Origin of the sequence: Prochlorococcus sp. MIT 1223 (assembly GCF_034092465.1) — a bacterium.
In the GTDB taxonomy this organism is placed as follows: domain Bacteria; phylum Cyanobacteriota; class Cyanobacteriia; order PCC-6307; family Cyanobiaceae; genus AG-402-N21.
Genome location: NZ_CP139303.1, coordinates 421,085 through 443,211, shown reverse-complemented (window position 1 = coordinate 443,211; position 22,127 = coordinate 421,085). Strand labels below are relative to the sequence as shown.

Here is a 22,127-nt window from a genome sequence, read left to right as displayed (position 1 = left end):
TCCTTCAGAAGTACCTATTAAAACTTGGCGAACTTTTTGCATACTGCTGAGTGCAAGGGAGGATCATTATATTTATCATAAGAAGTTAAAGATCTATAAGCAATAACTCCTTCCCAAAGTTCTTTAGCTTTGCTACTTAGTCTTGGATTTAAGCAACTTACATTTTTCTCTTCTTTTATAGTTTTTATTCCATTTATATCTTGAAAAATAGGGGTGTAATTAATGCTAATTAAATGGATTTTCGGGCCTCTATAAAGGTTTAAGAAATTTTTATTTTTATTATAAAAAGCTTCTGCTTCTTCTGCCTTTTCAGTATATTTTTTTACATTCTTTGTCCAAGCAGGATCATAGGACTTATATCCTAAACATCTCTCCCTTGCCATACATTCATCTCTTTCTCCTTCATTATCAATCTTCTTTTGATAATCTTTTGCCAACCATTTGTTATCACCTATCTCTCTTCTCATTGCCATACCTAGGTTTTCATAGCCTTTTTTGTAAAACTTAAGAGTGGATTTCTTAATTATATATTTCTCGCCTAATTTTGATTTGAGTATTAAATCATTTCCCCAAGGCATTGCATTCATTGAGGTCTGCAGTCCAACGACTAATAAAAGTGAGGAAAGTATTAATCTAGGCAATTTATCAGGTATCATTTAACCTATCAAGATCACAAGAATAGCTCCAATAATTATCAAAGCTACATATAGATACCGTCTTATTTTTTTTGCTTTAAGTTTCTGAGCTGCAAGACGTTTTTCTCTGTCTTCTTCTGTCTCAAATAAACCAGGGTTACGTGAAAGTATCAAACGAAATTTTTTTATTGTGCCAAGATTTTTTTTAAGTCTTTCAAGAAGACCTTTTGAATCAATATCTGGCTTTAGGGGTGGGTCAACAATTCTTGTTCGATCTATTACTTCACGCAATTTTGAATAATATTCCTCGTCTCGCTCACGATCTTTCTTATTATTTTTAGGAATCATCGTTTCTTATGCCCCTCCACAGTGGTTTCTTCCAGATCAACCATAGTGTGTCTTCTTTATTATGGAATAGGTTTTTGAAATTTAAAAGTTTTTTGATTAACAGGAGTGGCGATACCTTCCCCTATATCAGGAAAATTCTCAGCTAAGAACTTGTCTCCTTCTTTTATTTGAATTAGTTCTTGCCCAACCATTTCCATCTTGTCTTCGTTGTAGAAACAGAATCTTCTAGGCAACCACCTAGTAACCATGTTGTAGTCACTTCCTTCTTGGATATAAAACTCACCTCCTTCCTTCATCCAACTTCTGCATTCGTTCCAAGCAAGCTCCCGAGTTTCATATACGACTTCAGTTGTACATGCTGGTAATACAAGAGCAGCGATTAGCGAAAGTAGTAAGCGTTTCATTAATCAGTGGTTTTCTTATTCCAATCAGTAATTGCTGGATTGTCGTAAGGGTTATTTCCTTTGTCTCTACCTTGTGTATCTTGTGGACCTTGGCTTGCTGGTAGACGGAGGTTGGGGAACGGTTTTGAGTTTTGCTTCCTCCAAAGATGAAGAGCCTTTGTAAAATTCCTTTGAGCATAGAAGTTCGTAAATAAGAAAAGAGCTTCTCTTTCTTGGCCATCACCCGATTTATAAGTGATGTAGTTGTAATACTCTTCACCGTCTTTGTCATACCTGTATCTCACATACTGAGAAGTTTGAATACCTCCTTGTCCTTCAACCCACATTGAAGGTCCTTGAAATCGAATGCGACATTTATTTTTAATTTTTCTACACCATGCATCGTGATAACTTTTTGGCCCATCGTCAAACATCCCAACAGGGAAATCAGCGTCGCCAAAATCAGCTTTGGCTTTAGGGCTAAAAGAAGTACAGCTAATCAAAGCAAATATTAAGAGAAATCTTTTCATTTGCCTTCAAAGCATTCAAAACCTGGCTTCCATGCAGGTGCTATAGGCATATTTAAACGCTTACTACTAACAAATAAAGCTCCCATTTCTTCACATTGATCCAAAGAACCCATTTCAATTTTTTCAAATGTTTCGTATTTTGAGTGCGTAAGTAGCAACCAATAACTTTCAGCACTAGCAGCGGTAGGTAATGCGAAAGCAGCGAGTAGGGGAAGTAGTAAGCGTTTCATTTATTCACTCTTTATACAAATTGCAGCCACACCAAAATTAGGTGCTTTATATCCTTCCCATTGAGACTTTTGCAGTACTCTCTTCTTTCCAGCTTCACATGCTTCTTTGCTAGACATTGTCAGAACAGAAGTAGAGATCTTTCCAAATTCATCCACCTTCACAAGTAGTTTATAACTCTCAGCACTAGCCGCTGTAGGTAAAGCAAGAGCAGCGATTAAGGGAAGTAGTAAGCGTTTCATTTCACCCTGTTAATACTTAATTTCCACTTTAGCCAACTTCTTAATTCACCATTCTTCTTTGCTTCTTTTAAAAGTGGTTTAAAGAACTGGAAAGCCCTAGCAAGGACCCATCCATTCGCTTGTAAATAAAACAATGCTCAAGATAAGCACATCAGAAAGATGCTTAAAGAAATGGCTGAACGTTATTACTCATGAAACACTCCATTCTATGTGAGTTAACTAAGTAAAGAAATTACTTTCTCAGTTATTTAGAGGAAGAAGGTTGAACTCCAATATCTACCTTTTGACGCGTAAGTAATTGCAATAGATTTTTATTTTTTTTTAGTCTTACTTTATACTTTGTTCCGTTAACTCTTATCACTTCCGCTGTCCCATTATTTGGAGTAATTAATACCCTAACAATTTTATATTCTTTTACCTCTTGAATAAATGATTGATATCCAAATGGTTATAATTTTGCTTCGCTAGACTGATTGTCAATCGATTTGGATGGTGATAATTCTTCTTTTATATTGCTACAATTTATTCTAATTTTACTTTTCACATACTTCACCTGTGACTGCATAGTATCGCTTAAACTTTTGGAACTATAGATCTGAAGAGCTTTTTTGTAGTCTAAACAAGCACCTTCTAAATCATTATCTCTTTCTCCAAACATTATAAAAACTTATTATTATTCCTATTGATATAAACGAAACTCCAAAATATATCAATAATGAAGAATATTCCTTGAAAGACTTTGTAGGCTTATTTTCTGAAACTTTCTCAAAGCTTATATATGGGCAAGACTTGTTTGTTTGGATTGGACGACTTATTATTTTCCAATTATCTTCAGGCTTGAGCAGATGGCTGAAAGGTGCCTTATGTTTAGTTTTATAATATGTTGTTTCTACCCATGAATAATCTTTGTATAACTTAGCAGAACGTTCATCCCCTAAATTAATTGCTCTCTGCCAGTATTCACAAGGTTTATTGTCGTCTCCCCGATAAGATTTGGCGCTCGCACTTCCCGCATAATATAAATAATCTTTATTCTGAGGTTTAATACGAACAGCTTCTGCAAAATCTTTATATGCTTCTGTATAGTTACGTAGAATATAATGTCTTCTAGCTCTTTTAAAATAAGCCTTGTCATTGTTTGGATTGGTTTTTATTATATTATCGATCTTTTTAATTTCTGTTTCTATTGATATTTCTATCTTTTTTATTAATCTCTCTGGAACAATGTATAAACTCACTGTTCTATCATAACCACTAATCTTATAGCGAATCGAAATATCTTTGTCTATATACCTAGTCTCGTCATAAGATATAGAACTTAAGTTCCCTTTTTTGTTTTCTAAGTGTTTGCTTAAATCATCTAATTTGTCTGAAATTTTAATTGGATTTCCATTTGTTATCTTATGTAAGGACCTAATAATTTCTTTAATCTCTTTCCTGCAATCACCGTATACTTTTCGGGCATTAAAACTGGTATTTTGATTTGTTGCTATTCTATTACATCCCTGTGCTATTTCATCTTTATAAGGTCTAACAGGATCATTAATAATTGAATTAGCAATTAAAGCAATAGGTATAGCAACTAGAGTAACTTTAAAGATTTTAGTACTTATTATCTTACCTATTTTATCAACCTGTTTATCAGATAAGATGTTTTGCTTTTTAATTAATGCTTTTATATTATTCTTTAGTTCATTTTTTATTGGGACTATAGTTTTATCTAATAAATTTGCTTTACTTCTCTTCTCTACAAAAACCGGAGTTAAACTATTAAGTTGCCCACAAAACTCACATGTTGTTTGAGTAGCATTCTCTTTCCACTTTATAGGTGCTCCACATCTTTGACAGCTGATAGGGATGCTCTTCATTTGTCTATCTTATCTTCATTAGTAGATCCATCTTTTAACTTGCATAAGAATTAAAAGACCTTTGTTTTACATGCAGCCTTAGCAGCTTTATTTCTTTTGGCGTAAAGATCAGCCGTCCCATCAGGGGTGAATCTCGCATAGTTGCCTAAGTGAACTTCGATGGAATGTCCCATTGCTTTGCAGATATTTGCTATTGGGAATCCAGCCGCATGAGACTCTTTGGCATAGCGATGTCTAAATGTATAAGGCTTTAAAACTTGTTTAATCTTTTTTTTCTTGATCCATATTTTTAAATCACTCCAATATTTGCGACGTTTTAGAAAAGTACCTAAGGCTTCTCCACCTTTGCCTTCTTGACCTAGAGGTGGAAGCTTTTCTTCTATCTCAAACCTGTTTAACAATTGCCAATCAATTGGTCCTTTAGGAGTTCGTACAAATAAAGGATGTAATTTCCTGGGTTCTGTTCTATTTCCTTTTGTACCGCCTTTACTTTTCTGATAAGACGTCCATAGCTCTTTACCTTCAGGGCCTTCTTCAACATAAAGATGCCTGAGTTCTTCTGGTCTTAAGCCATAAACAGTACATAACTGAATCGCAAATTTCCATGAGTTATAAGTTTCTACTTCTGCTGGATGCCTTCCTTTGGGGATTGATTCAAGTAAATAGAGAATCTGCTCATCTGAAATTGCATACCCTATTTGCTTGGGTGTTCTTGTCTCTGGGATATGTGCTGGTGGAGCATATGCGGCAATTAAATTCCCTCTTAGAACAGCCCAATCAAGAAAGCCTTTAAGACTACGTCGAGCGATTTGTCGTGAACGACTACCTTGTTGCCATTGATTAAGAGCTTTCATCATTAGATGCTCTCCATCAAGTGGTTTGCTTTTTGCTTGTCTCATTAATGAACCTGCTTTTCTTAAAACAGGTAAATAACTTTTGGTCCAAGTCTTATCACTGGCATTAGGAACAAATTTTCTGTATTGACTTATTAAGTCATCCCAATCCACTTGATGCTTTGAACTAGATACTTCAGTTAGAGCACAAGCTTGAGCAAGTGTTTTTTGACCTTTGGACTTGATGTAGTTCTTATAAATTTGCTGAAGCCTAGGTAGAGCAGAGGCAGCGGCCTTTTGATTCCATTCAAAGGGAAGGATTCTAGATTGTTTTGCACCGCCTTCTTTGATCTCCAAGCGCATTTGCCCTCGGCTATTGGATACAAACCATTGAGCACCAGGATGCAACGAGGCTTTGAGAAGTTGCCTGAAATTAATAACCCAAGGCTCAGTTTCTTTTTTAATAGGCATCTGGATTATCCCTTTTGTGTTGCCTTGCTTTGGAGTGGCAACTATCAGGTGACCAACGATTTCTAATTTCTTCTAAGAAGTCATAAATAAATTCATCTGGACAATCCAATGCTTCCTGCAATTCGTTCAGTTCATCAGTAATAAACTCATTGACTCCAGAAATGACACCTGCCTGTTGATCTTGAGTCGGTTTCCATTTGTCAGTCAAAGGAGCACTTGGTCGCTGATTGGTTTTATTGTGGGAACCTCGTGGGAAAGAATCAAGTTTTGATGGCTTTTTCTGGACAATGCTGGATGGCTAATTATTTCTATAACTGGCTTTATGACTGAGAGCCCAGCAATTACTTAGGAGAGACCAAGTGATTTGGGAGCACTAGGTCGCAGGTTCGAATCCTGTCGCCCCGATCAGTAAGAGACAGGTTTCCCAACCTGTCTTTTTTAATGGGAAAGTGAGACTGGGATCTCAGTGGGAGTTCCTGAGTATTAACTTGCTAGTAATAGCTTTATTTCTTGTTTTTCCAGCCGAACATCTCAGCCATTTTTCCTGTTGCAGCAAAATATCCAATCGCTCCAAGAAATAAGCTAAAAGCAATCAGATTGGGAACGATTCCACCAATGATCTGAGCTTCTCCAAAAGTCAGAAACGTAATCACAACAAAAACCCTTGCCCAGTTATCAGCGAAGTTCATTTGAACATCATGGCAAATGACTAAGGAATATGATTCTTCTCCATTGAATAGTCATTTAGAATTTCAAGTTGATCACATAAAAAAGGACTGATCTAAGTGAGCGCCACTGGTTCCGATAGCAATCGGCAGTCAACCTTCTTTATTTAATCAGAAAGCATTTATTTATTCAGTCGGGACAGTTGTTTTCTTACCTTTAGATCCTGCTGAGGCACTAAAAACCACCATCTCTTCATTACCAATGTTTTGACAATAATGAGCAGTGTCCTGGGATGAAGCGAAGCTTTCACCAGCTCTTATCGTCAGGGATTGTCCGTCACTCGTTTCACAATAAAGAGTTCCTCTTTGTAGATAAATAATCCCAGGCTGTGGATGTAAATGAAGAGGTGTTTTAAAACCTGGTTGAGCAGTTATTTTTTCAAGTTTCATTTCTGCTTGCCCTTTTGGATAGCTAAAAGAATCTCCATTCCACGATTCAGATGCACTAATAAGGGTTTTTACTACAACAGGTTCAAGGGATGTTTGCTTCTTTGGACTACAAGCAACTATTGGGATAGAAATTCCAGCTGTTAGTGCAAGAAGTAAAAAACGTCGCATAAAGCTATATAAATACTAGTCCGTTATAGCTGATCTAGTTCAATCAGGTATTACATAAAAATGGACTGACCTCCTTCATTTATTTGCCGTAGACGCACAACCAGTACATCCTCTTTCCAAAGTGCTCTTTTACTCGGTTGCCTTGCGTTCGACATTGAGAAAGATCAGCATTTAGTTCTCTGATATTTCTATCAAAACCTAATGGAGTATGCAAAAATCATTTGAATTGATTTTTATTTGATGGCTAAGGGTTTTTGGCTCGTTACTACAACAGTTACGAATCCAGCTTTTGCTGAATATGTTGAAGCCTTCCAACCCTGGGTTGAATCAGTAGGTGGTTCGGTTTTCGCAAAAGATATGGAGGGCCAAACTGTCGAAGGAAAGGGTGGAAAGTTAGCAGTTATTATTGAATTCCCATCAAAGCAGGCTGCTATTGATTGTTATAACAGTTCCGAATATCAAGAACTAAGCAAGTTACGCTGGGCTACTTCAACAGATACCAACATCACCATCATGGATGGCGATGTGACTCATTAAAACAGTAAATTTTTGAAAGCTATAGCATGCCAATTAACAAACCCATTCCTGATTCTGTTATTGAGTACTGGAAAAAGTTCTTTAAGAATTTCAAGGCAAAATTTAGGTCGACTAATTAATAGAAAATAAAAAACAACTAATAAATCTTTAATAAAAAATAGGATAGCAAGGGTAGCAACACCATTACTTGTTTTTAAGATGATTCCCTTCGTAAATCTTTTGGAGTTTGGTTATTAGTGCAATAAGATTGTTATATCTCTTGGCGGCAGCCTTGTTTACAGGATCGACAAGATCAAGTCGCACCTCAGACAAGAAGCCCAGGAAATCCTTTGTTTCACAACTATCTTTTTTCTTATGAATTAAAGAGTTGATTTTGGTATTAGAAATCACAAATATTTTATAAATAGTTTGTTTTAATTTATTTGATTAATTTTGCTTATGGTCGATTTCTCTTATCAAAACATAACTTCCAATATGGTTGTTTTGAAATGCATTGGACCAGATGGATTTTTTTTAGAAAGAGTTATTTTCCCTCAAGAACTTTTCTCATCTATGGCACCAGAAGGTTCACAGTTAGAAATTTGGGGAATAGAGTCCTATGGACCACATTTAGAACAACGCCTTAGAGTGGTTGCATCTAAAGTCGGAGATTCAGTTGCAGCTTAGATAATCAATTATTTATAGTATTTACTAATATAAATAATTCTCTTTTAATATATTTATTATATGCTTATAGATAAAACATCTTAATCTTATATACTATATATCTTTAATTATAGGCTCATTATTGGAAGGCATTAATAGAATCTTCTCTATTCTTATAGCAAATAAATAAATACTTAAAACATTTAACATTGTAGATGTCAATACAACTAGTATAATGGTAGCAAATCCTGGAATAATAGCGGCTGGAATTAATAGTTTTATTAGAAATACTGTTGAGCTTACGATTAGCAACAGCAAGAATATTAATGAGATTATTAATTGAACCCCATATCTACTGATATATTCAGATCTTGCAATTATTGAAATTGCTTCATAAATATAATTTGATAAATTAAATCCGCTTTTACCTTTTCGCCTATCTAACTCTTTAAATGTCAACAAATTATATTGTCTTAAAATTTTAGGTAAGATAGATCTATTCTGAAAAGGTATAAAACCTCTTGGCATTTGCCTAATAGGAAGAAGTGAATGTCCAAGATATACTCCCATACCGAAATATCCTATCGGTGAATCATCGTTGAATCTATTAACTATAAAATAGAATAGTCTTTTGAATAAATTTACTATATTTATTCCAATATGCATAGATCGTGTATCTGGGGACCTCACAAATAAAACATTCCTAAAATCATTTATAGATTGCTTTATTCCATTGATAATTACATCAATAGGTATTTGTCCATCTGCAGGGATAAGGATGCATATATCTCCTGTTGACTTATGAAGCAAATAGGAAGTGGAAAAGGCGTAACCATAATTTTTATGGAAGGATAGCAGCTTAAAGTTAACGAGTTTGTCCTTATAAGAATTTAATCTTTCTATAGTATTGTCAGTGCTCCCATTATCAGCTACCAATATTGCCCAAGATAATGTTTTGGTTAAATAACTAGTATTTATAATTTTCTTTATTCTGAATAAGAGTTCAAATAAATCATCAATATTAAGTTCTTCGTTATAGGTCGGAATAACAAACTCTATGTTAATTGTTTTTTCCATTTTCATTTGTAGAGATCTATACCTGATCAGAAGTCTGAAATTAGGTTATATTTATATTGTACTCTATTCAATAAAAGGATTTAATAATTAATTAAAATATTATAATTGATAATAATATTTTTTAAATCTATTTTATACAATGTCTTCGAATATTAATTTCAGGTCTGGTATGCATTTCATTGGTTCATTTTTTCTATACGGTAGTGCTCCTTTTATTATCTTTCCTTTTGCAGATTTCTCTAACCAGACTTTTTTAGCAAATTCATATACAGAAATTTGATTCCCGCTGCCAAGATTTTTAATCTTTATTGTTCTGTCTTTAGACTCATTTATAATTAATATTTCATCAAAAATTCTTTGAGCAGTCTCAGAATAACTAGAAAAATCCTTTATTTGATCCCCTTGTGTTATATGAAAATCCTCTCCACATTCAGCCTTATTAATTAAACTTGTATATAGCCTGCTACTTGCCTCAGTCTCACCATAAACATTAAATGGTCTAAGTATATAGATTGAAACTCCATACGAATAGGCTAATCCTATGCACGAAGAGCTAAAGGCAGCCTTGCTGGCCGAATAAATACTTGTTGGTAATAATGTATCCATTACCGAAATATTTTCTTTTAACATATCTGCAGTCTTTCCATATTCGGTACAACTACCTATTATTATAAATTTTTTAATTCCTGAATTAATTGCCTTTAATATTAATTCTGTCGATTTAAATACGTTAAAGTTGAAAACATCTTTGGGTTCATAATACTTTGATTGATCTACTCCAACAGCTGCCAAGTGAACCAAAACATCAATATTCTTGAATTCATTTTCATTAACATCTGATATATCATTAAGAACAACCTTCTCTTGATAGTAATTGTGATTACATTGGCTATTTCTACGAATAAAAACTTTATTATAAATATTCTTTGAGTGACTTAGTTTACATAATTCGCTGCCTATACTTCCATTTGCACCTGTTATAAATAGTTTCATAGTAATATGCGTTTTATAATCAGCATTAGCGTTATTATAAGGATATTATAAGGAAACTTAATTCTTACTTTCAAATATTTTTATATTTTGCAGGCACTCTTGATAAGGTTCTGAACCTAACGCTATATTTCGATACCAACTAATGGTTTGACTTATAGATTTATCAAATCCCCACTTTGGATACCAACCTAATAAATTCTTTGCTTTATAGATATCTAATTTTAATAGATTTTCTTCATGATAACTATTTAATTCTTTTTCGATCAGATATTCTCCACCCCAAAGATAAGCTATTTTTTTAACTACTTCTAGAACTGTCTTATTACTTTCATCATTCGGCCCGAAATTATACTCAGTCGAATAAGTAAATGTTGACTCAGAAAGTTTTTCTGCTAATAAAAGATATCCAACTAAAGGTTCAAGTACAAATTGCCATGGTCTAACTGCATTTGGATATCTTATTTTGATTGACTCATTCTCAATTAGTGCTCTTATACAATCTGGAACTAGTCTGTCTTTAGACCAATCTCCACCGCCTATAGCATTACCAACCCTAGCAGTAGCTATTCCTAGATTAGATTTTTGATAATTCTTTTCGCCACAGAAACTATTTCTCCAGCTATTTACAGCTATTTCTGTAGCTGCTTTACTAGCACTGTAGGGATCTATTCCACCAAGAGAATCATTTTCTCTGTATCCATAACACCAATTTTTATTTTCATAGACCTTATCAGTTGTGACACATACAACAGAGCATTGTGAGTTTAAATTATGCAATGATTCTAGTAAATTTATTGTACCCATAACATTTGTTGACCATGTTGAAATCGGATCTTTATAGCTTTCTTTTACAAGTGCTTGAGCAGCTAAATGAATTATCACATCTGGCTTTATCTCTTTAACAGCTTTAAAAAGTTTCTCTGAATTTCTTATATCTATATGCCTACTAATGAATTTATTTTTTATAGAGTTTTTTACAGAATTATATAAGTTTCCATCTTGACCGTCAGAGATAGATATACCGTAAACATCAGCTTGTAGTTGAATAAGCCAAATTAGCAACCAAGTTCCTTTAAAACCAGTATGGCCTGTAATAAGGACTCTTTTATCTTTCCAAAAACCAAAATTAATATTCACCATACTTTCCAGGGAGCTTGATTATCATTCCACAAAGTGTTTAGGTAAATTTTATCTCTTAATGTATCCATTGGATGCCAAAAACCATCATGATTATATGCTTTAAGTTGCTTGCTTTTTACTAACCGACAAAGAGGATCTTGTTCCCAAATTGTATTATCAGAGTCAATCTCATTTATAACTCTAGGATTGAGAACAAAAAAACCGCCATTTATTCTTCCACCTTCACTTATAGGCTTTTCATTGAATCTATTGACTATCCCATCTTTCCCAACCTCTAAAGCTCCAAACCTTGCTTGAGGGCGAACAGAAGTGATAGTGGCTGATAATTTATGTGTTAAATGAAATTTAATTAATTTACTAATATTGACATCAGATAAACCATCACCATAAGTCATGCAGAAATCATCACCTTCTAGAAAGCTTGATATTCTTTTCAGTCTTCCTCCAGTCATAGTTGATTCACCTGTATCGATTAGTGTTACTTTCCATGGCTCAACTTTTTTTTGATGAACTTCAATATCCCCTAAATCCATATGAAAAGTAATATCATTCATATGGAGCCAATAGTTAGAAAAATATTGCTTAATTTGATAACCTTTATAGCCACAACATATTATAAAATCATTAATTCCATGAAAACTATATATTTTCATTATATGCCAAAGGATAGGTCTCCCTCCTATTTCAATCATAGGCTTTGGCTTTAAGTGAGTTTCTTCACTTAGTCTTGTTCCTAAGCCTCCAGCTAAGATTACAGCCTTCAAGATATTGGAAGGTTAAATTTACCATTATTATAGCTTATTTAATTTATGTATAAAATAAATTTATTATTTGGATTTTATTTTCTAACGCTAAGAAAATCTTCTATTGTTTGATGTAATCTATTAAACATACTTTCAGACATTCCGTGATGCAGAGGCAAGAGGACACCATTCTTCATTATATTATCTGAGTTCTTATAACCTTTTTGATTTAGACTCTTAACAATATTCTTACACATGGGCTGTCTTAATATATTCCCTGTAAAAATCACTCTTGTTTGTATTTGCTGTTGTTCTAGATATATTTGAAATTCCTTCCGCGAAAATGGAGCCTTTTCTTTTATAAGTAATGGGTATGCAAGCCAACCTGTTTCAGAACCTTTAAGTTCTTCTGGAGTTGAGAAATAACTATCATATCTAGAAAAGAAACGTTGCTGTTTATCAAAGTTTATCCTTCTTGTCTGAATATTAGTAGATAATTTTTTTAATTGTTCTAAACCAAAGGCTGCTCCTATTTCACTGCCTTCTAGATTATAGCCAATAGTTTCAAAAACAAACTTCGCATCATATTCAATTCCATCTAAATTAACATTAAATCTATTTTCAATAGATTCACTATTTTCATCAAATAATGATGAGCTTCTTCCCCATGATCGCAATAATTTAACTCTTGTAAAAACTGAATCATCATTTACAGATAGTGCACCCCCATTGCCAGCACAATTTATTATATGAGATCCATAGAAACTAGTTATGGACATATCGGTATATTCTCCTGTCTTGATATTATTTATTTTTGCGCCAATAGTGTCTGCACTATCCTCTATTACGACTAAATTATGTTTATTTGCAATTTCCCTAATCTTGGGCCAGTCGCATATATTACCCAACAAATTTGGAGCTAATATGGCTACTGTATTGCTATTAATTAGCTCCTCAATCTTATTTGGATCAATGCAATAGCTTAACGGTTCTACATCAACAAAGCTTGGGATAAGATTATTCTTAACTAAGCATCCTACTGTTGTTGAGAATGTCAAAGCTGGAGTTATAACTTCACTGCCTTTTGGGAAATTTAGTGCCTCTATACCTAAAAACAATGCCGACGAGCCTGAGTTTACGTATGCACAGTTTTTCTTGCTAAATAATTTTGCTACCTTCTTTTCGAATTCTCTTGAATATCTTCCCATTTGAGTTGATTCATTCAGGCATTTTATTACCGCATTAATTTCTTCTTGTCCATAAACGGTTTTGGCATAGGAAATTTTTTCTATGTCCATAATGAGGAATTAACTTTTATGATATTAACAATGATTTTGTTTTCTTTATTTATTTCGTAAAGCCTCTTGCTTCTTAAATGGATTTGCCATTAATTCTTCTCTTGGTAAAAATTAAACACTTATTCCTATAACCATTATAAGTTTTTATATTTATCTTATTAAAGCTCTATCTTTCAAAGAGTAACTATATTGGTTTGATAATCCTTTGAATTGATACAAATAGCTTTATCTTTTCAATTAAGTGCCTCTCCCAGTCTTTTATAGTCACTTGTAAATAAATTAGCATTAATATAAATATGTAATATAAAATAGTCAAAATAGAATTAGAATGTACTTCTTAAACATTTGCGCTTCGATATCCATTTTTATTTGACTCTTACCTATATATATGAACTGAATTAGTTGTTATTCATAGCAATATTAAATTAATCTCTATTATGAGGATGTAAATACCACTTCTTACTATATTGTTGATATTGAAAAAGCTAAAGTCAATATTTTTACTGATCGAAATAAGAAGTATTATTTACTAAGTCATCGAATTTACTAATTATGAGATTTTAGGAAAGCAGTTAGCCATCATAGGCATACTTTACGAAAACTGATAGATAAAGCTATTAAGATCAAGCTTTCTCTTCAAATGTATTATTTCTTTAATATAAACTCTAACTATTTATTAATACAGTAATTGGAAAATTATAAGAATAAAAAATATCTAAAATTTATAGTCAAACATACATAATTTACTATAAATATAAAGTCATGAAAATTCTAATCTGGTCTATTGTGATTAACCATAGAATAGAAATATAAACAGCGTAAGCATTATTCTTATTTGATATAAACCTTTTAGTGACGTTTAAGACAAATGTTGCTAAAGAGATACTAATAAAAGGAGATAGGATTCTTGCGGTCGTCCTAAAGTGAACAGTTGCCATCTGAGGTAGTAATATCATTTGAAATAAACTGATAACCCCATAAAAGGTAAGAACTTTTAATGGAATATCTTTGAGAAAAGTAGCCTTGTCATTGGGTCGCTTATTTAATAACTTTAACCCATATAAAATCCCTATACTTGTAAGAGTTAGATATTCTATTATTATAGTAAAAAGATTTAGCAGTTTCCAAGCCGACGATAGATCAGAATTAAAATTCTGAAAATAATCTTTGTTTGGTATGGGTATAAGAACTCGTGCAAAATTTATTACCCCACCATAGAAGTCATCATTAGGATCTATTCCAATTCTAGTAATTAGGGAACTTCCTCCAACGGGTATTTCATTCATATTAAGTATAAAGTAAGTTATTAATCTCCATATTGTATATATTCCTATTCCTAAATAGGCCGATCGTAAAATCGAAGTAGTCTTGAGTTGAGTTTTCAAATTGCTAGATATAAAAACAAAAATATCTTTAAGAGTTATATTTCTAGAGAGAAGATATCTTCCCTTTCTAAGGAAAGAAAGAAATTTAGCCGCTATATATGCCAAGGCCCCTGGAAAATAATTTATAAAAGCAAAAGTAAGTATTCCTTCACCTAGAATTTTAAATCTTGAATTGTATATCAGTAGTAATCCCAAAAGTGACGTTGTAATGAAAAATTCGTCCCACACTGGTTCAACTAGAATAGATAGTATGGCTGGGTTAGTTATTAATAATATACTTGGTCCTATGCCAAGGCTACCAGTAGTACTTAAAGAAGTTTGTATATCTTTTGCTCGAGATGTATTTAATAATAAATATAAAAGCGTACCAGTTATTCCAATCTGTGAATAAGTAAGTATTTCTCTTGAGAAATAAATTGAATCAGCGCCAAAAAATTTTATTAATAATGTGGTTGGTAGATATGCAAATATTGGAAAACTTAGATATATTGTTTCTGTATTATATGTAAACCATTTCCAAAATCCAAACATCCTAAAAGGATTTCCTTCACTTAAGCTTAGGGCCGCATCAATTTGTACCTTACATGTTTTAAAAGACTGGCATAGGTATTCAAAATCTTGCTCCCTTAAGATGAACCCAATTATGAGAACTAGAGCCCATATAAATAATAATGATATAAAATATCTATAGGTGTTTTTCTTGAATTGAATTATATCAAATAAATTATTCAAACCAGATACCCTTATAGTTCATAGTAGCTTAATGATTGATTTAGAAAATTAGACTTGGTTTCTTCAGTTGATTTTATTTGAAAATCTTAAATATAATTCTACAACATAGTCGACCATCAAGAATATTGTAATCTAAAAAGTACAAATTCCAATTGTATCAATATGACTGTTATATAGGTCTCCATATCTTACTAAAGGCTTTTGTTATGGTTTTTGCTCATTAAGGATTTAATTAAAATCCTGATATGTCTCATAATATTTTATACCTTCTGCCATGATGTATTGATAAATGCTTTTACTAATGACTGATAACTGTCAAATCACGTGGCAACCAACACAAGAACAAGTGGATAAAATTATTCTTCCAGGTATGCAGGACATAGCCCAAACATGTGCTGGTTATATCAATGAACTTCAATGTCCACCAGAGTTTGTAGCAATAATGCTTAGAGACATTGCAAAAGCCTTTGAATCTACTACCAATGATGGCGATGGTAATTGCTCTTGTTGTTAAAACTGAGCAATTTCATTCTAAAAAGTTTGATTTTCATCAATAGTTTGAGATTACTAAATAGCTCTAATTCTTTCGTTTAGCCTTGTTCTGAAGAGTCTAAATATTTGATTTTAGAAAAGGAATTCTAGATTTATTCTTTATATTTCTTTTCATCTTGTTTAGTCTATGAAGGAAAAATGATTCACCTGAATTTGCACATTTAAAGTTAAAAGAACATAATTAACATCTGATGAGCAACAAACCTATGGATTTGATTGCTAGTTATAGCAATAAAGGTTTCGAAGCAGTTGCTGATGGAGTTATATCGTTTTTTGATCGACGTAAGGATTTATATCGTAATGGAATCGCTTTTGGCCATAGTTCTGAACCAGCAAAGGTTTCTACAGATATCAGTCTTGTTTCTATTGATCGTACTGATCCGGAATCATTCGCTATTTCTGAAGTGATAATTAGAGGTGTTAATGCTGGGCTCGAAAAGTATCTCGATGAACGCCCCCTTTTTAGAGAATGCTGTCCGGAGAAGTCTCTGTTTATTAATCCGATTTTTAATTTACAACGTTATGCTCCAGGGGAAGGATTTAAGCAATGGCATTGCGATTGGACTGTAAGTGAAGAAGCCACTGAACCTGTAAAGAGAGTATTAGCCTGGATTCTGTATTGCAATGATATAGAGGAAGGAGGCACAGAATTTTATTGGCAGGGGTGTCATGAAGAAGCGAAGCGCGGCAAACTCCTTATCTTTCCGGCTGGTTTATCGCACATTCATCGAGGCAGAGTAAATACAACACATGTCAAGACAATCGCTACGGGATGGATAAATGCAGGTAATAGAGATTCGTATATTTCTCGATTAGCTGTTTCTTAAATTTGATTATGAAAAGCTAGAAAATCTATTTATAAAGGGATTTATGATTTGCAGTTATTCCTCTCTCTTCCATTCTCTATACCACTGACGATCATCTAGCCATCGTATAAGTGGCCAATTAATGAGAATGCATCCAATAAAGACTGAATAATTTGGAAATCTGTTTGAATTAATTATAAAAAGAAGAGTAGGTGTTGCTGACATTATTGCTGCTGTAAGGCAAGCTCTTCTGGGGGACATCTTTGTTCTCATGATGGCAGCTATACAGAAGTTTTTGTTTCTAATCAGATTGAAAAGCAAGAATTAGAGAGTTCTTAATTTCCACTTTCACCAAAACTATAGGAGGGAGAAGTGTCCTGTTTCTTAACTTTTACTCCTGAAACATTTTGATTCGATACGGATTTCAATTCCTCCCCACTGAATTCAAATCCAGCATTAGAAGCGATTTCAGCAATTTCATTAGCCGTTGCAGCTTCCTTCACCGATTTAAGTAATTCCTTGTTCTTTTGAATCTCTTGTAGGAAGGCTTTTAGGTTCTCTACTGACAATTGATGTGTTTTTGCGTATCTTTCATCCATCATGCCGCTTTGGGGGGGAGATTTTATTTGAGTGTTTTATTTACCAATATCTTTCTGAATAGCCTCTATCGGGATAGCCCAAACTTCATCATTAATATTTTCTCCTAGCCATTCCTTGTATTCCTGGAATAAGCAGCGCCTATCAGCCGCTTCTTTTAATTTTTCCATTCTTGATACAGCATTATTAATAGCCATGTGCAAGGTTTCTTTTAGTTTTAAATCAGCATTCATTAATCAATAAACAGTTCTACTATTAATGCTTAGCGAGAAATTCCAATCTTGAAATTGGAGCAAATACTCTTTATGTGTAAATAAGTACTAGGTACTGGTTCTGGTGTCAGTTCCCTCTTCAAGAGGTTTGGCAGAAATTAGAATAACTAATCGGAGGCTGTTTCAGCAGTTTTACGGGCTTCATTATCATAATCTCTGCGCATTGCAACCTAGATCTAAAAGGAAATTGATCACCATTAATTTCGTCTTCAATTATCGCTTGATGTCCAATTGCTATACCTAGAGTTATGAACTCGGACAGGATGTCCAATTAATGCTGCAAATTTTGTATACGATAACTTTTAAATCATATGATCTCTTTTGTTGTAGCTATGCCTTCATTAATAAGGGATAGCAACTTGTTGTTCTTTTAATTTCCAAATTAGTCGGAATCTATAGTCTACAATGAAACTTCTTAGCCTTTGGACCAATACTTCTGCTTCCTTAAGATATTTCATAGTGTCCCAATCTTTTATTAGTCTCTGAAAAGATTTTTATAACAGATGGAAGAATTATCCAAAAGAGTGGAAGAGCTTGAGAGGAGAGTCCAGCATTTAGAAGCAATGCTGAAATACCAAGCAAGGAAAAGCAAATAAGTTCTTCTCTCATCTAACTAACCCCAGGGATAGCAAAAGGAAGCTTTTCGGTTAGCGCTACTAGGTATTTATGGACAAAAGGAATCCGTAATAAGGCTAGAGGGACAATAATATTCAATAGGACCCAAGCCACACCAATAATCGGAGCCCATTTTCCAAATTTTTTAAGAAAACCTTTTTCTTCCTTTTCTTTTGCCATTTGCTTTAAAGGCATTTAATCATAATCTTATTTTGACAACTTAAACAAAAATTAGTTCTAGTTGATTTTTGAGCTTACTACGTCTTGCACAACACTATCTTCTAAAAGTCTGATTCTTTCCATACGTAAAGTTTCTTTGGCTTTGTCAGGACTTTCTAAGCCTTGGGGTATTTTGAAAATGTTTATATCAGCTTCAAATGGATTAGAAACTTTATTGCCACTTTGCCTTGGATTTTTCAAGTAATTTAAGCTGTTCATGTCTTTCATAACCTTGTCATTTGAATTGTTGGTATATTTCCAAAGATTTTGAAGACCAATTTTGCTTCATCTTTTAATGGAAACGAATGGCGGATAATTTTCACTCTTTTTTCTAGCAAAAAAAGCATGCACTCTGAATATAGCGCCATGCTTCTCGCCTTGGTAACTTCGTAACACTAGATATGGAAAACTACGTTTTTTGAGGGTGTCGGCATTGAAGGTTTCACTGGGGTTTATAATTACATCTTTTTTTAAGTCTAATAATTATTTTTTAATTCCATTATTTTTATAGAACAATTTTTCAAAATTTAGCCTATATTTAATATTAATAATCTGATAATCAATACTAATGAAAAATCAAGAATCACCTGAAGAAAGGAAATTACGATTTAAGGCAATGTCGAGTAAAGAACGGAAAAAATTGATTAGAGAAAAAATGGAGGTCGAAGCATTGCAAGAGGGCAGTGGAATTTTAGGTAAAAATATTTCTTCGTATGATCGTTCAGAGATCTTGGACTTAATACAATTAACTAGCTGTTTCCCTGAATTGCAAATTAAGCAGAGCTATGAACCATAGTATTTGATTAAGTCGTAAATTAAGAAAACAAGAAAAAGCCCTATAAGTATGAAAGTAAAAATAGGATATTTTGCCAAAAGAGTTTTAGAGTTCGAATAGGAAGTTGAATTTTTCTTTCTAGCAGGTAGTCCTTGCTCTTTTCTTCTTTTGGCTTCTCCCATAGTATTACCTTTTAATCGAATATTATTTTCACTATTATTTAGCAAATTGCTTAGATCTAATATATACAGTTAATAAACGTTGTTAAACTTTTTTCTTTTATTTAATTTTTATATTCTTTACTTCACTTGATAAACTTTTGAACGACCATTGCATTTCCTGACAGCCCATTCAATTGGAGCTTTACTACTTTCTTTCTCAATACATGCGCTTTGATAATTTGCCCATATTGCTAGAGGACGTAAATTTATAGCAATTAAGGCAAGACTAAGAGCACACAAAGCTAATGTAGTTCCAAAAAGGATTTTGATCCAGTTGATTGGAGATTCGTTTTTTTCTTCAGTCATTAATATTTCCTGTAATCAGACTTTACTTAGAATATTTTTAACTATTATTCTTTGCAACTTTAGGCAAATAATTTTTACAAGAGTTTTCAATGGATTTTGCCTCACCTTCTTTTCTCCAAATCAAGCTTTCTTGATGATGGCCTTGATAAATCAATCTTAAAAGCGAGACTTGAAATATAGCCAAATTGAATTTACATGCCTTCCTTCTTGAATTTGCTGCTTTACATCCTTGGGGGTGCTTCTTTGGGTTCTCTTATGCTTTTAACTGGGATTCCTGCAGCACCTCTTCTTGGAGCGATAATTGGTGCTGGTTTGTTAAGTGTTAGTGGCCAGATTGAGGTTGCATCATGGCCCTTGGGAACAAAAACAATATTAGGAATAGGAATAGGAACAGTAATTGGGACAGGGATCAATAGAGAAACACTTGGAGAATTGCAATTACTCTGGAAACCAGCACTAGTTATTACATTTACACTCTTGATAACAGGCATTCTCGTTGGTCTATTAATTAGTAAATTCCTTGGAGTAGAAAAAGTCGTAGCACTATTAGGTGCAGCTCCTGGAGGGACGATAGGCATGAGCCTAGTTGGGGCTGAATTTGGAGTTGGCGCAGCAGTTGCAGCTCTTCATGCAGTTAGATTAATAACAGTTCTTTTTCTGATACCAGCAATAGTCAATTTCCTTGCTCCTACAGGTAGTGTCGATATAACTAAATAATATTTCATAGTAATTTTTAAGCTCTTACTATTGGAAACTATATCTTATTAATAATAAGTAATTATGCTTTATATTTCACTTTTTCTATTTGTAAAATTGTTCCATTTAGAATAGATTTTAGTAACAAATTAAATAGTAAATGTTAATATATTGGCATAAAAGTAAAATATTATCAGACAAATCTATCAGCTTATGATTGGCTTATGTATAATATTTAGTAGGTTTAATTGAATCAATTCATTCGAATACGTGCCTAAAATTTGTCAAGATATATAAAATGACTACTTATTTAGAATTTGGTTCAAACGCTTCTTTTGTTCATAAATAGAAGAATTATTAAATTTTTTAATCTTAGCTTCTCTAATTTGATTCTCTGCCTTCCTTCCTTCTACTATATTTTTTGCAATCCAGAATATAGAAACTATTGCAAAAGCTAAAGTTAACGATCCCATAGGAGTAAAGATAGGATTCATTTGATAAATCTGGTTAACCTATTTTATAGAATAGTATAATAGAAAAATAATTAATATTCTACTATAAAAATTTATCTATAGTATAAGAATACTTTTCATTTATTATTTTCTCTTATTCTTTAATCCTTTTCTAAATTTTTTTCTGAATCTTTTGGCCTCATATCTGACTGATAAGAGTTAATAGCATTTTTTATTCTTCCAGGAGCAAATGGATTCTTTCCTTTTGCTCCTTTCTTTGCCTCCTCCCAAGCTTGATTAACCTCTTTCTTGGCTATTGGATCATTATTGAAAACCCTATAAAGCTTAATAAGGTACCAAGAGCTTAAAAATAATAATCCAAGACCTAATAAATACATTAAAGTTATACTGGCTAATAATTAATTTAACTAACTAAAATGCAAAATGGGCTTATGTTTTTCCATGAATTCACTTTTATATATTATTTTCATAATTATTAGTTATTTTAAATAAGCAATTAAGGTACTTCAGTTATCTTTCCTATTCTGCCAATCGGATTAGAGCTGTCTCGATGATTATCTGGTAAAAATGGGAAATTATCTTCTGGACCTAAAATTTCGTCTAAGTTTTTCTCCTTCGTATTTTTATAACTGAGTTTACTTTGCGCTTCATTGATTTCATCGAAAGGCAAATAACCTGCTTGTACGTTGTCCGGAATAATCTGAAGAAAGATAAAAAGAACAAGGCAAAAAGTAAAAAATGTTCTTTTTATTTTTTTCATAATTCTCCCATTTTCGAGAAAAGATCTTTGTGGTAGTCAACTACATTCTGACAACTGATTACTGGAGTCATTTCCATATCGATTCCAAACTGAGCACGCCAAGGAGCAAAGTGAGCAAATAGCTCTTTATCACTATTTGCCTTACAAAGTAGAACTACCCGACCTTCTGCGGGAGCATGAACTCTAAACAGCATTTCAAATCCATCAAATTTATCTTGTTTTGCCATCTCACCATTCTCCCAAACCTTTATAAATTGCTTATAGGCAGCAATCTGATTTTCGATATTTGGGAATTGTGCGTCAACTAGATAAAGTTGCATGACAGGCTAAATAGTATGAACAAAAGCATCTCACATAAAAATAAATAAATTTGCTTTTGTCATTAACTTTTAGCTAATCAAGACATTTGATTCAGAAGTTCTCTTTGTATTTCATACCTTTTAAATTCTTAAAAGACTTTTATA

The 22,127-nt window shown here is 33.0% G+C and carries 35 protein-coding genes; 6 read left to right on the top strand and 29 right to left on the bottom strand.

What is annotated here, in order from left to right:
- Positions 1-17 precede the first annotated feature (17 nt).
- The 11 genes from SOI85_RS02400 to SOI85_RS02350 all read right to left on the bottom strand — a co-directional run bounded on the left by SOI85_RS02400 (position 18) and on the right by SOI85_RS02350 (position 6,821).
- On the bottom strand, positions 18-656 hold the full coding sequence (locus SOI85_RS02400) for a hypothetical protein (protein WP_320664639.1): 639 nt from the start codon (positions 654-656) through the stop codon (positions 18-20).
- Positions 657-983 carry a hypothetical protein gene (locus tag SOI85_RS02395; RefSeq protein ID WP_320664638.1) on the bottom strand — a complete coding sequence of 109 codons (327 nt, stop codon included), beginning with the start codon at positions 981-983 and terminating at the stop codon, positions 657-659. It abuts the gene before it with no gap.
- 59 nt (positions 984-1,042) lie between these two features.
- Positions 1,043-1,387 carry a hypothetical protein gene (locus SOI85_RS02390; protein ID WP_320664637.1) on the bottom strand — a complete coding sequence of 115 codons (345 nt, stop codon included), beginning with the start codon at positions 1,385-1,387 and terminating at the stop codon, positions 1,043-1,045.
- On the bottom strand, positions 1,387-1,896 hold the full coding sequence (locus SOI85_RS02385) for a hypothetical protein (RefSeq protein ID WP_320664636.1): 510 nt from the start codon (positions 1,894-1,896) through the stop codon (positions 1,387-1,389). Before SOI85_RS02385 ends, SOI85_RS02390 begins: the two co-directional genes overlap by 1 nt.
- Entirely contained in the window at positions 1,893-2,126 is a 234-nt protein-coding gene (locus SOI85_RS02380; protein ID WP_320664635.1) for a hypothetical protein, read from the bottom strand. Before SOI85_RS02380 ends, SOI85_RS02385 begins: the two co-directional genes overlap by 4 nt.
- Positions 2,127-2,366: a hypothetical protein gene (locus SOI85_RS02375; RefSeq protein ID WP_320664634.1), complete on the bottom strand. Its 240-nt coding sequence runs from the start codon at positions 2,364-2,366 to the stop codon at positions 2,127-2,129.
- Between the two features lie 638 nt (positions 2,367-3,004).
- Positions 3,005-4,234: a hypothetical protein gene (locus SOI85_RS02370; protein WP_320664633.1), complete on the bottom strand. Its 1,230-nt coding sequence runs from the start codon at positions 4,232-4,234 to the stop codon at positions 3,005-3,007.
- Between the two features lie 50 nt (positions 4,235-4,284).
- A complete protein-coding gene (locus SOI85_RS02365) occupies positions 4,285-5,538 on the bottom strand; it encodes a site-specific integrase (protein WP_320664632.1) in 1,254 nt (417 codons plus the stop codon).
- Complete coding sequence (locus SOI85_RS02360) at positions 5,528-5,746, bottom strand: hypothetical protein (protein ID WP_320664631.1); 219 nt, start codon at positions 5,744-5,746, stop codon at positions 5,528-5,530. The genes SOI85_RS02365 and SOI85_RS02360 overlap by 11 nt, the downstream gene beginning before the upstream one ends.
- Before the next feature lie 295 nt (positions 5,747-6,041).
- A complete protein-coding gene (locus SOI85_RS02355; protein WP_320664630.1) occupies positions 6,042-6,227 on the bottom strand; it encodes a hypothetical protein in 186 nt (61 codons plus the stop codon).
- A 162-nt stretch (positions 6,228-6,389) separates the two neighbouring features.
- The gene (locus SOI85_RS02350) at positions 6,390-6,821 is read right to left on the bottom strand and encodes a cupin domain-containing protein (RefSeq protein WP_320664629.1); all 432 of its coding nucleotides are present in this window, start codon (positions 6,819-6,821) and stop codon (positions 6,390-6,392) included.
- Positions 6,822-7,061: 240 nt separating this feature from the next.
- Here SOI85_RS02350 and SOI85_RS02345 point away from each other — a divergent pair, with 240 nt between their 5' ends.
- Positions 7,062-7,358: a DUF1330 domain-containing protein gene (locus tag SOI85_RS02345; RefSeq protein ID WP_320664628.1), complete on the top strand. Its 297-nt coding sequence runs from the start codon at positions 7,062-7,064 to the stop codon at positions 7,356-7,358.
- 183 nt (positions 7,359-7,541) lie between these two features.
- Here the strand turns inward: SOI85_RS02345 and SOI85_RS02340 are convergent, their stop codons facing one another.
- Positions 7,542-7,748 carry a hypothetical protein gene (locus SOI85_RS02340; RefSeq protein ID WP_320664627.1) on the bottom strand — a complete coding sequence of 69 codons (207 nt, stop codon included), beginning with the start codon at positions 7,746-7,748 and terminating at the stop codon, positions 7,542-7,544.
- Between the two features lie 48 nt (positions 7,749-7,796).
- Between SOI85_RS02340 and SOI85_RS02335 the strand changes: the two genes are divergently transcribed.
- Positions 7,797-8,024 carry a DUF1830 domain-containing protein gene (locus tag SOI85_RS02335; protein WP_320664626.1) on the top strand — a complete coding sequence of 76 codons (228 nt, stop codon included), beginning with the start codon at positions 7,797-7,799 and terminating at the stop codon, positions 8,022-8,024.
- Between the two features lie 93 nt (positions 8,025-8,117).
- Here the strand turns inward: SOI85_RS02335 and SOI85_RS02330 are convergent, their stop codons facing one another.
- From SOI85_RS02330 to SOI85_RS02305, 6 genes are all read right to left on the bottom strand, one after another.
- Entirely contained in the window at positions 8,118-9,080 is a 963-nt protein-coding gene (locus tag SOI85_RS02330; RefSeq protein WP_320664625.1) for a glycosyltransferase, read from the bottom strand.
- A gap of 132 nt (positions 9,081-9,212) precedes the next feature.
- Positions 9,213-10,073 carry an NAD-dependent epimerase/dehydratase family protein gene (locus SOI85_RS02325; protein ID WP_320664624.1) on the bottom strand — a complete coding sequence of 287 codons (861 nt, stop codon included), beginning with the start codon at positions 10,071-10,073 and terminating at the stop codon, positions 9,213-9,215.
- A 57-nt stretch (positions 10,074-10,130) separates the two neighbouring features.
- Complete coding sequence (rfbG, locus tag SOI85_RS02320) at positions 10,131-11,213, bottom strand: CDP-glucose 4,6-dehydratase (RefSeq protein ID WP_320664623.1); 1,083 nt, start codon at positions 11,211-11,213, stop codon at positions 10,131-10,133.
- On the bottom strand, positions 11,207-11,977 hold the full coding sequence (rfbF, locus tag SOI85_RS02315; RefSeq protein ID WP_320664622.1) for a glucose-1-phosphate cytidylyltransferase: 771 nt from the start codon (positions 11,975-11,977) through the stop codon (positions 11,207-11,209). The genes rfbG and rfbF overlap by 7 nt, the downstream gene beginning before the upstream one ends.
- A 74-nt stretch (positions 11,978-12,051) precedes the next feature.
- Entirely contained in the window at positions 12,052-13,254 is a 1,203-nt protein-coding gene (locus tag SOI85_RS02310) for a DegT/DnrJ/EryC1/StrS family aminotransferase (RefSeq protein ID WP_320664621.1), read from the bottom strand.
- A gap of 746 nt (positions 13,255-14,000) precedes the next feature.
- Entirely contained in the window at positions 14,001-15,170 is a 1,170-nt protein-coding gene (locus SOI85_RS02305) for a hypothetical protein (RefSeq protein WP_320664620.1), read from the bottom strand.
- Positions 15,171-15,672: 502 nt separating this feature from the next.
- Between SOI85_RS02305 and SOI85_RS02300 the strand changes: the two genes are divergently transcribed.
- Positions 15,673-15,885, top strand: coding sequence for a hypothetical protein (locus SOI85_RS02300; protein WP_320664619.1), 213 nt, complete (start codon positions 15,673-15,675; stop codon positions 15,883-15,885).
- Positions 15,886-16,129: 244 nt separating this feature from the next.
- Entirely contained in the window at positions 16,130-16,750 is a 621-nt protein-coding gene (locus SOI85_RS02295; protein WP_320665098.1) for a 2OG-Fe(II) oxygenase, read from the top strand.
- A 54-nt stretch (positions 16,751-16,804) separates the two neighbouring features.
- On the opposite strand, the gene SOI85_RS02290 is transcribed toward SOI85_RS02295, so the two are convergent.
- From SOI85_RS02290 to SOI85_RS02265, 6 genes are all read right to left on the bottom strand, one after another.
- Positions 16,805-16,990, bottom strand: coding sequence for a hypothetical protein (locus SOI85_RS02290; protein WP_320664618.1), 186 nt, complete (start codon positions 16,988-16,990; stop codon positions 16,805-16,807).
- Positions 16,991-17,064: 74 nt separating this feature from the next.
- Positions 17,065-17,331 carry a Nif11-like leader peptide family natural product precursor gene (locus SOI85_RS02285; RefSeq protein ID WP_320664617.1) on the bottom strand — a complete coding sequence of 89 codons (267 nt, stop codon included), beginning with the start codon at positions 17,329-17,331 and terminating at the stop codon, positions 17,065-17,067.
- A gap of 33 nt (positions 17,332-17,364) precedes the next feature.
- Positions 17,365-17,559 (bottom strand): hypothetical protein, encoded by a 195-nt coding sequence (locus SOI85_RS02280; RefSeq protein ID WP_320664616.1) that lies wholly within the window; start codon positions 17,557-17,559, stop codon positions 17,365-17,367.
- Positions 17,560-18,042: 483 nt separating this feature from the next.
- Positions 18,043-18,207, bottom strand: a complete 165-nt coding sequence (locus tag SOI85_RS02275; protein ID WP_320664615.1) for a hypothetical protein — start codon at positions 18,205-18,207, stop codon at positions 18,043-18,045.
- Entirely contained in the window at positions 18,208-18,408 is a 201-nt protein-coding gene (locus SOI85_RS02270; protein ID WP_320664614.1) for a Signal peptidase I, read from the bottom strand.
- A gap of 42 nt (positions 18,409-18,450) precedes the next feature.
- A complete protein-coding gene (locus SOI85_RS02265; RefSeq protein WP_320664613.1) occupies positions 18,451-18,651 on the bottom strand; it encodes a hypothetical protein in 201 nt (66 codons plus the stop codon).
- 349 nt (positions 18,652-19,000) lie between these two features.
- Between SOI85_RS02265 and SOI85_RS02260 the strand changes: the two genes are divergently transcribed.
- Positions 19,001-19,228, top strand: a complete 228-nt coding sequence (locus SOI85_RS02260) for a hypothetical protein (protein ID WP_320664612.1) — start codon at positions 19,001-19,003, stop codon at positions 19,226-19,228.
- Between the two features lie 278 nt (positions 19,229-19,506).
- Here the strand turns inward: SOI85_RS02260 and SOI85_RS02255 are convergent, their stop codons facing one another.
- Complete coding sequence (locus SOI85_RS02255; protein WP_320664611.1) at positions 19,507-19,734, bottom strand: hypothetical protein; 228 nt, start codon at positions 19,732-19,734, stop codon at positions 19,507-19,509.
- Positions 19,735-19,929: 195 nt separating this feature from the next.
- Here SOI85_RS02255 and SOI85_RS02250 point away from each other — a divergent pair, with 195 nt between their 5' ends.
- The gene (locus SOI85_RS02250) at positions 19,930-20,451 is read left to right on the top strand and encodes an AbrB family transcriptional regulator (RefSeq protein ID WP_320664610.1); all 522 of its coding nucleotides are present in this window, start codon (positions 19,930-19,932) and stop codon (positions 20,449-20,451) included.
- A gap of 281 nt (positions 20,452-20,732) precedes the next feature.
- Here the strand turns inward: SOI85_RS02250 and SOI85_RS02245 are convergent, their stop codons facing one another.
- The 4 genes from SOI85_RS02245 to SOI85_RS02230 all read right to left on the bottom strand — a co-directional run bounded on the left by SOI85_RS02245 (position 20,733) and on the right by SOI85_RS02230 (position 21,983).
- On the bottom strand, positions 20,733-20,924 hold the full coding sequence (locus SOI85_RS02245) for a hypothetical protein (protein ID WP_320664609.1): 192 nt from the start codon (positions 20,922-20,924) through the stop codon (positions 20,733-20,735).
- 119 nt (positions 20,925-21,043) lie between these two features.
- On the bottom strand, positions 21,044-21,280 hold the full coding sequence (locus tag SOI85_RS02240; protein ID WP_320664608.1) for a hypothetical protein: 237 nt from the start codon (positions 21,278-21,280) through the stop codon (positions 21,044-21,046).
- A 119-nt stretch (positions 21,281-21,399) separates the two neighbouring features.
- Positions 21,400-21,663 (bottom strand): hypothetical protein, encoded by a 264-nt coding sequence (locus SOI85_RS02235; protein WP_320664607.1) that lies wholly within the window; start codon positions 21,661-21,663, stop codon positions 21,400-21,402.
- Positions 21,660-21,983 carry a DUF3303 domain-containing protein gene (locus SOI85_RS02230; RefSeq protein ID WP_320664606.1) on the bottom strand — a complete coding sequence of 108 codons (324 nt, stop codon included), beginning with the start codon at positions 21,981-21,983 and terminating at the stop codon, positions 21,660-21,662. Before SOI85_RS02230 ends, SOI85_RS02235 begins: the two co-directional genes overlap by 4 nt.
- Between the last annotated feature and the right edge of the window lie 144 nt (positions 21,984-22,127).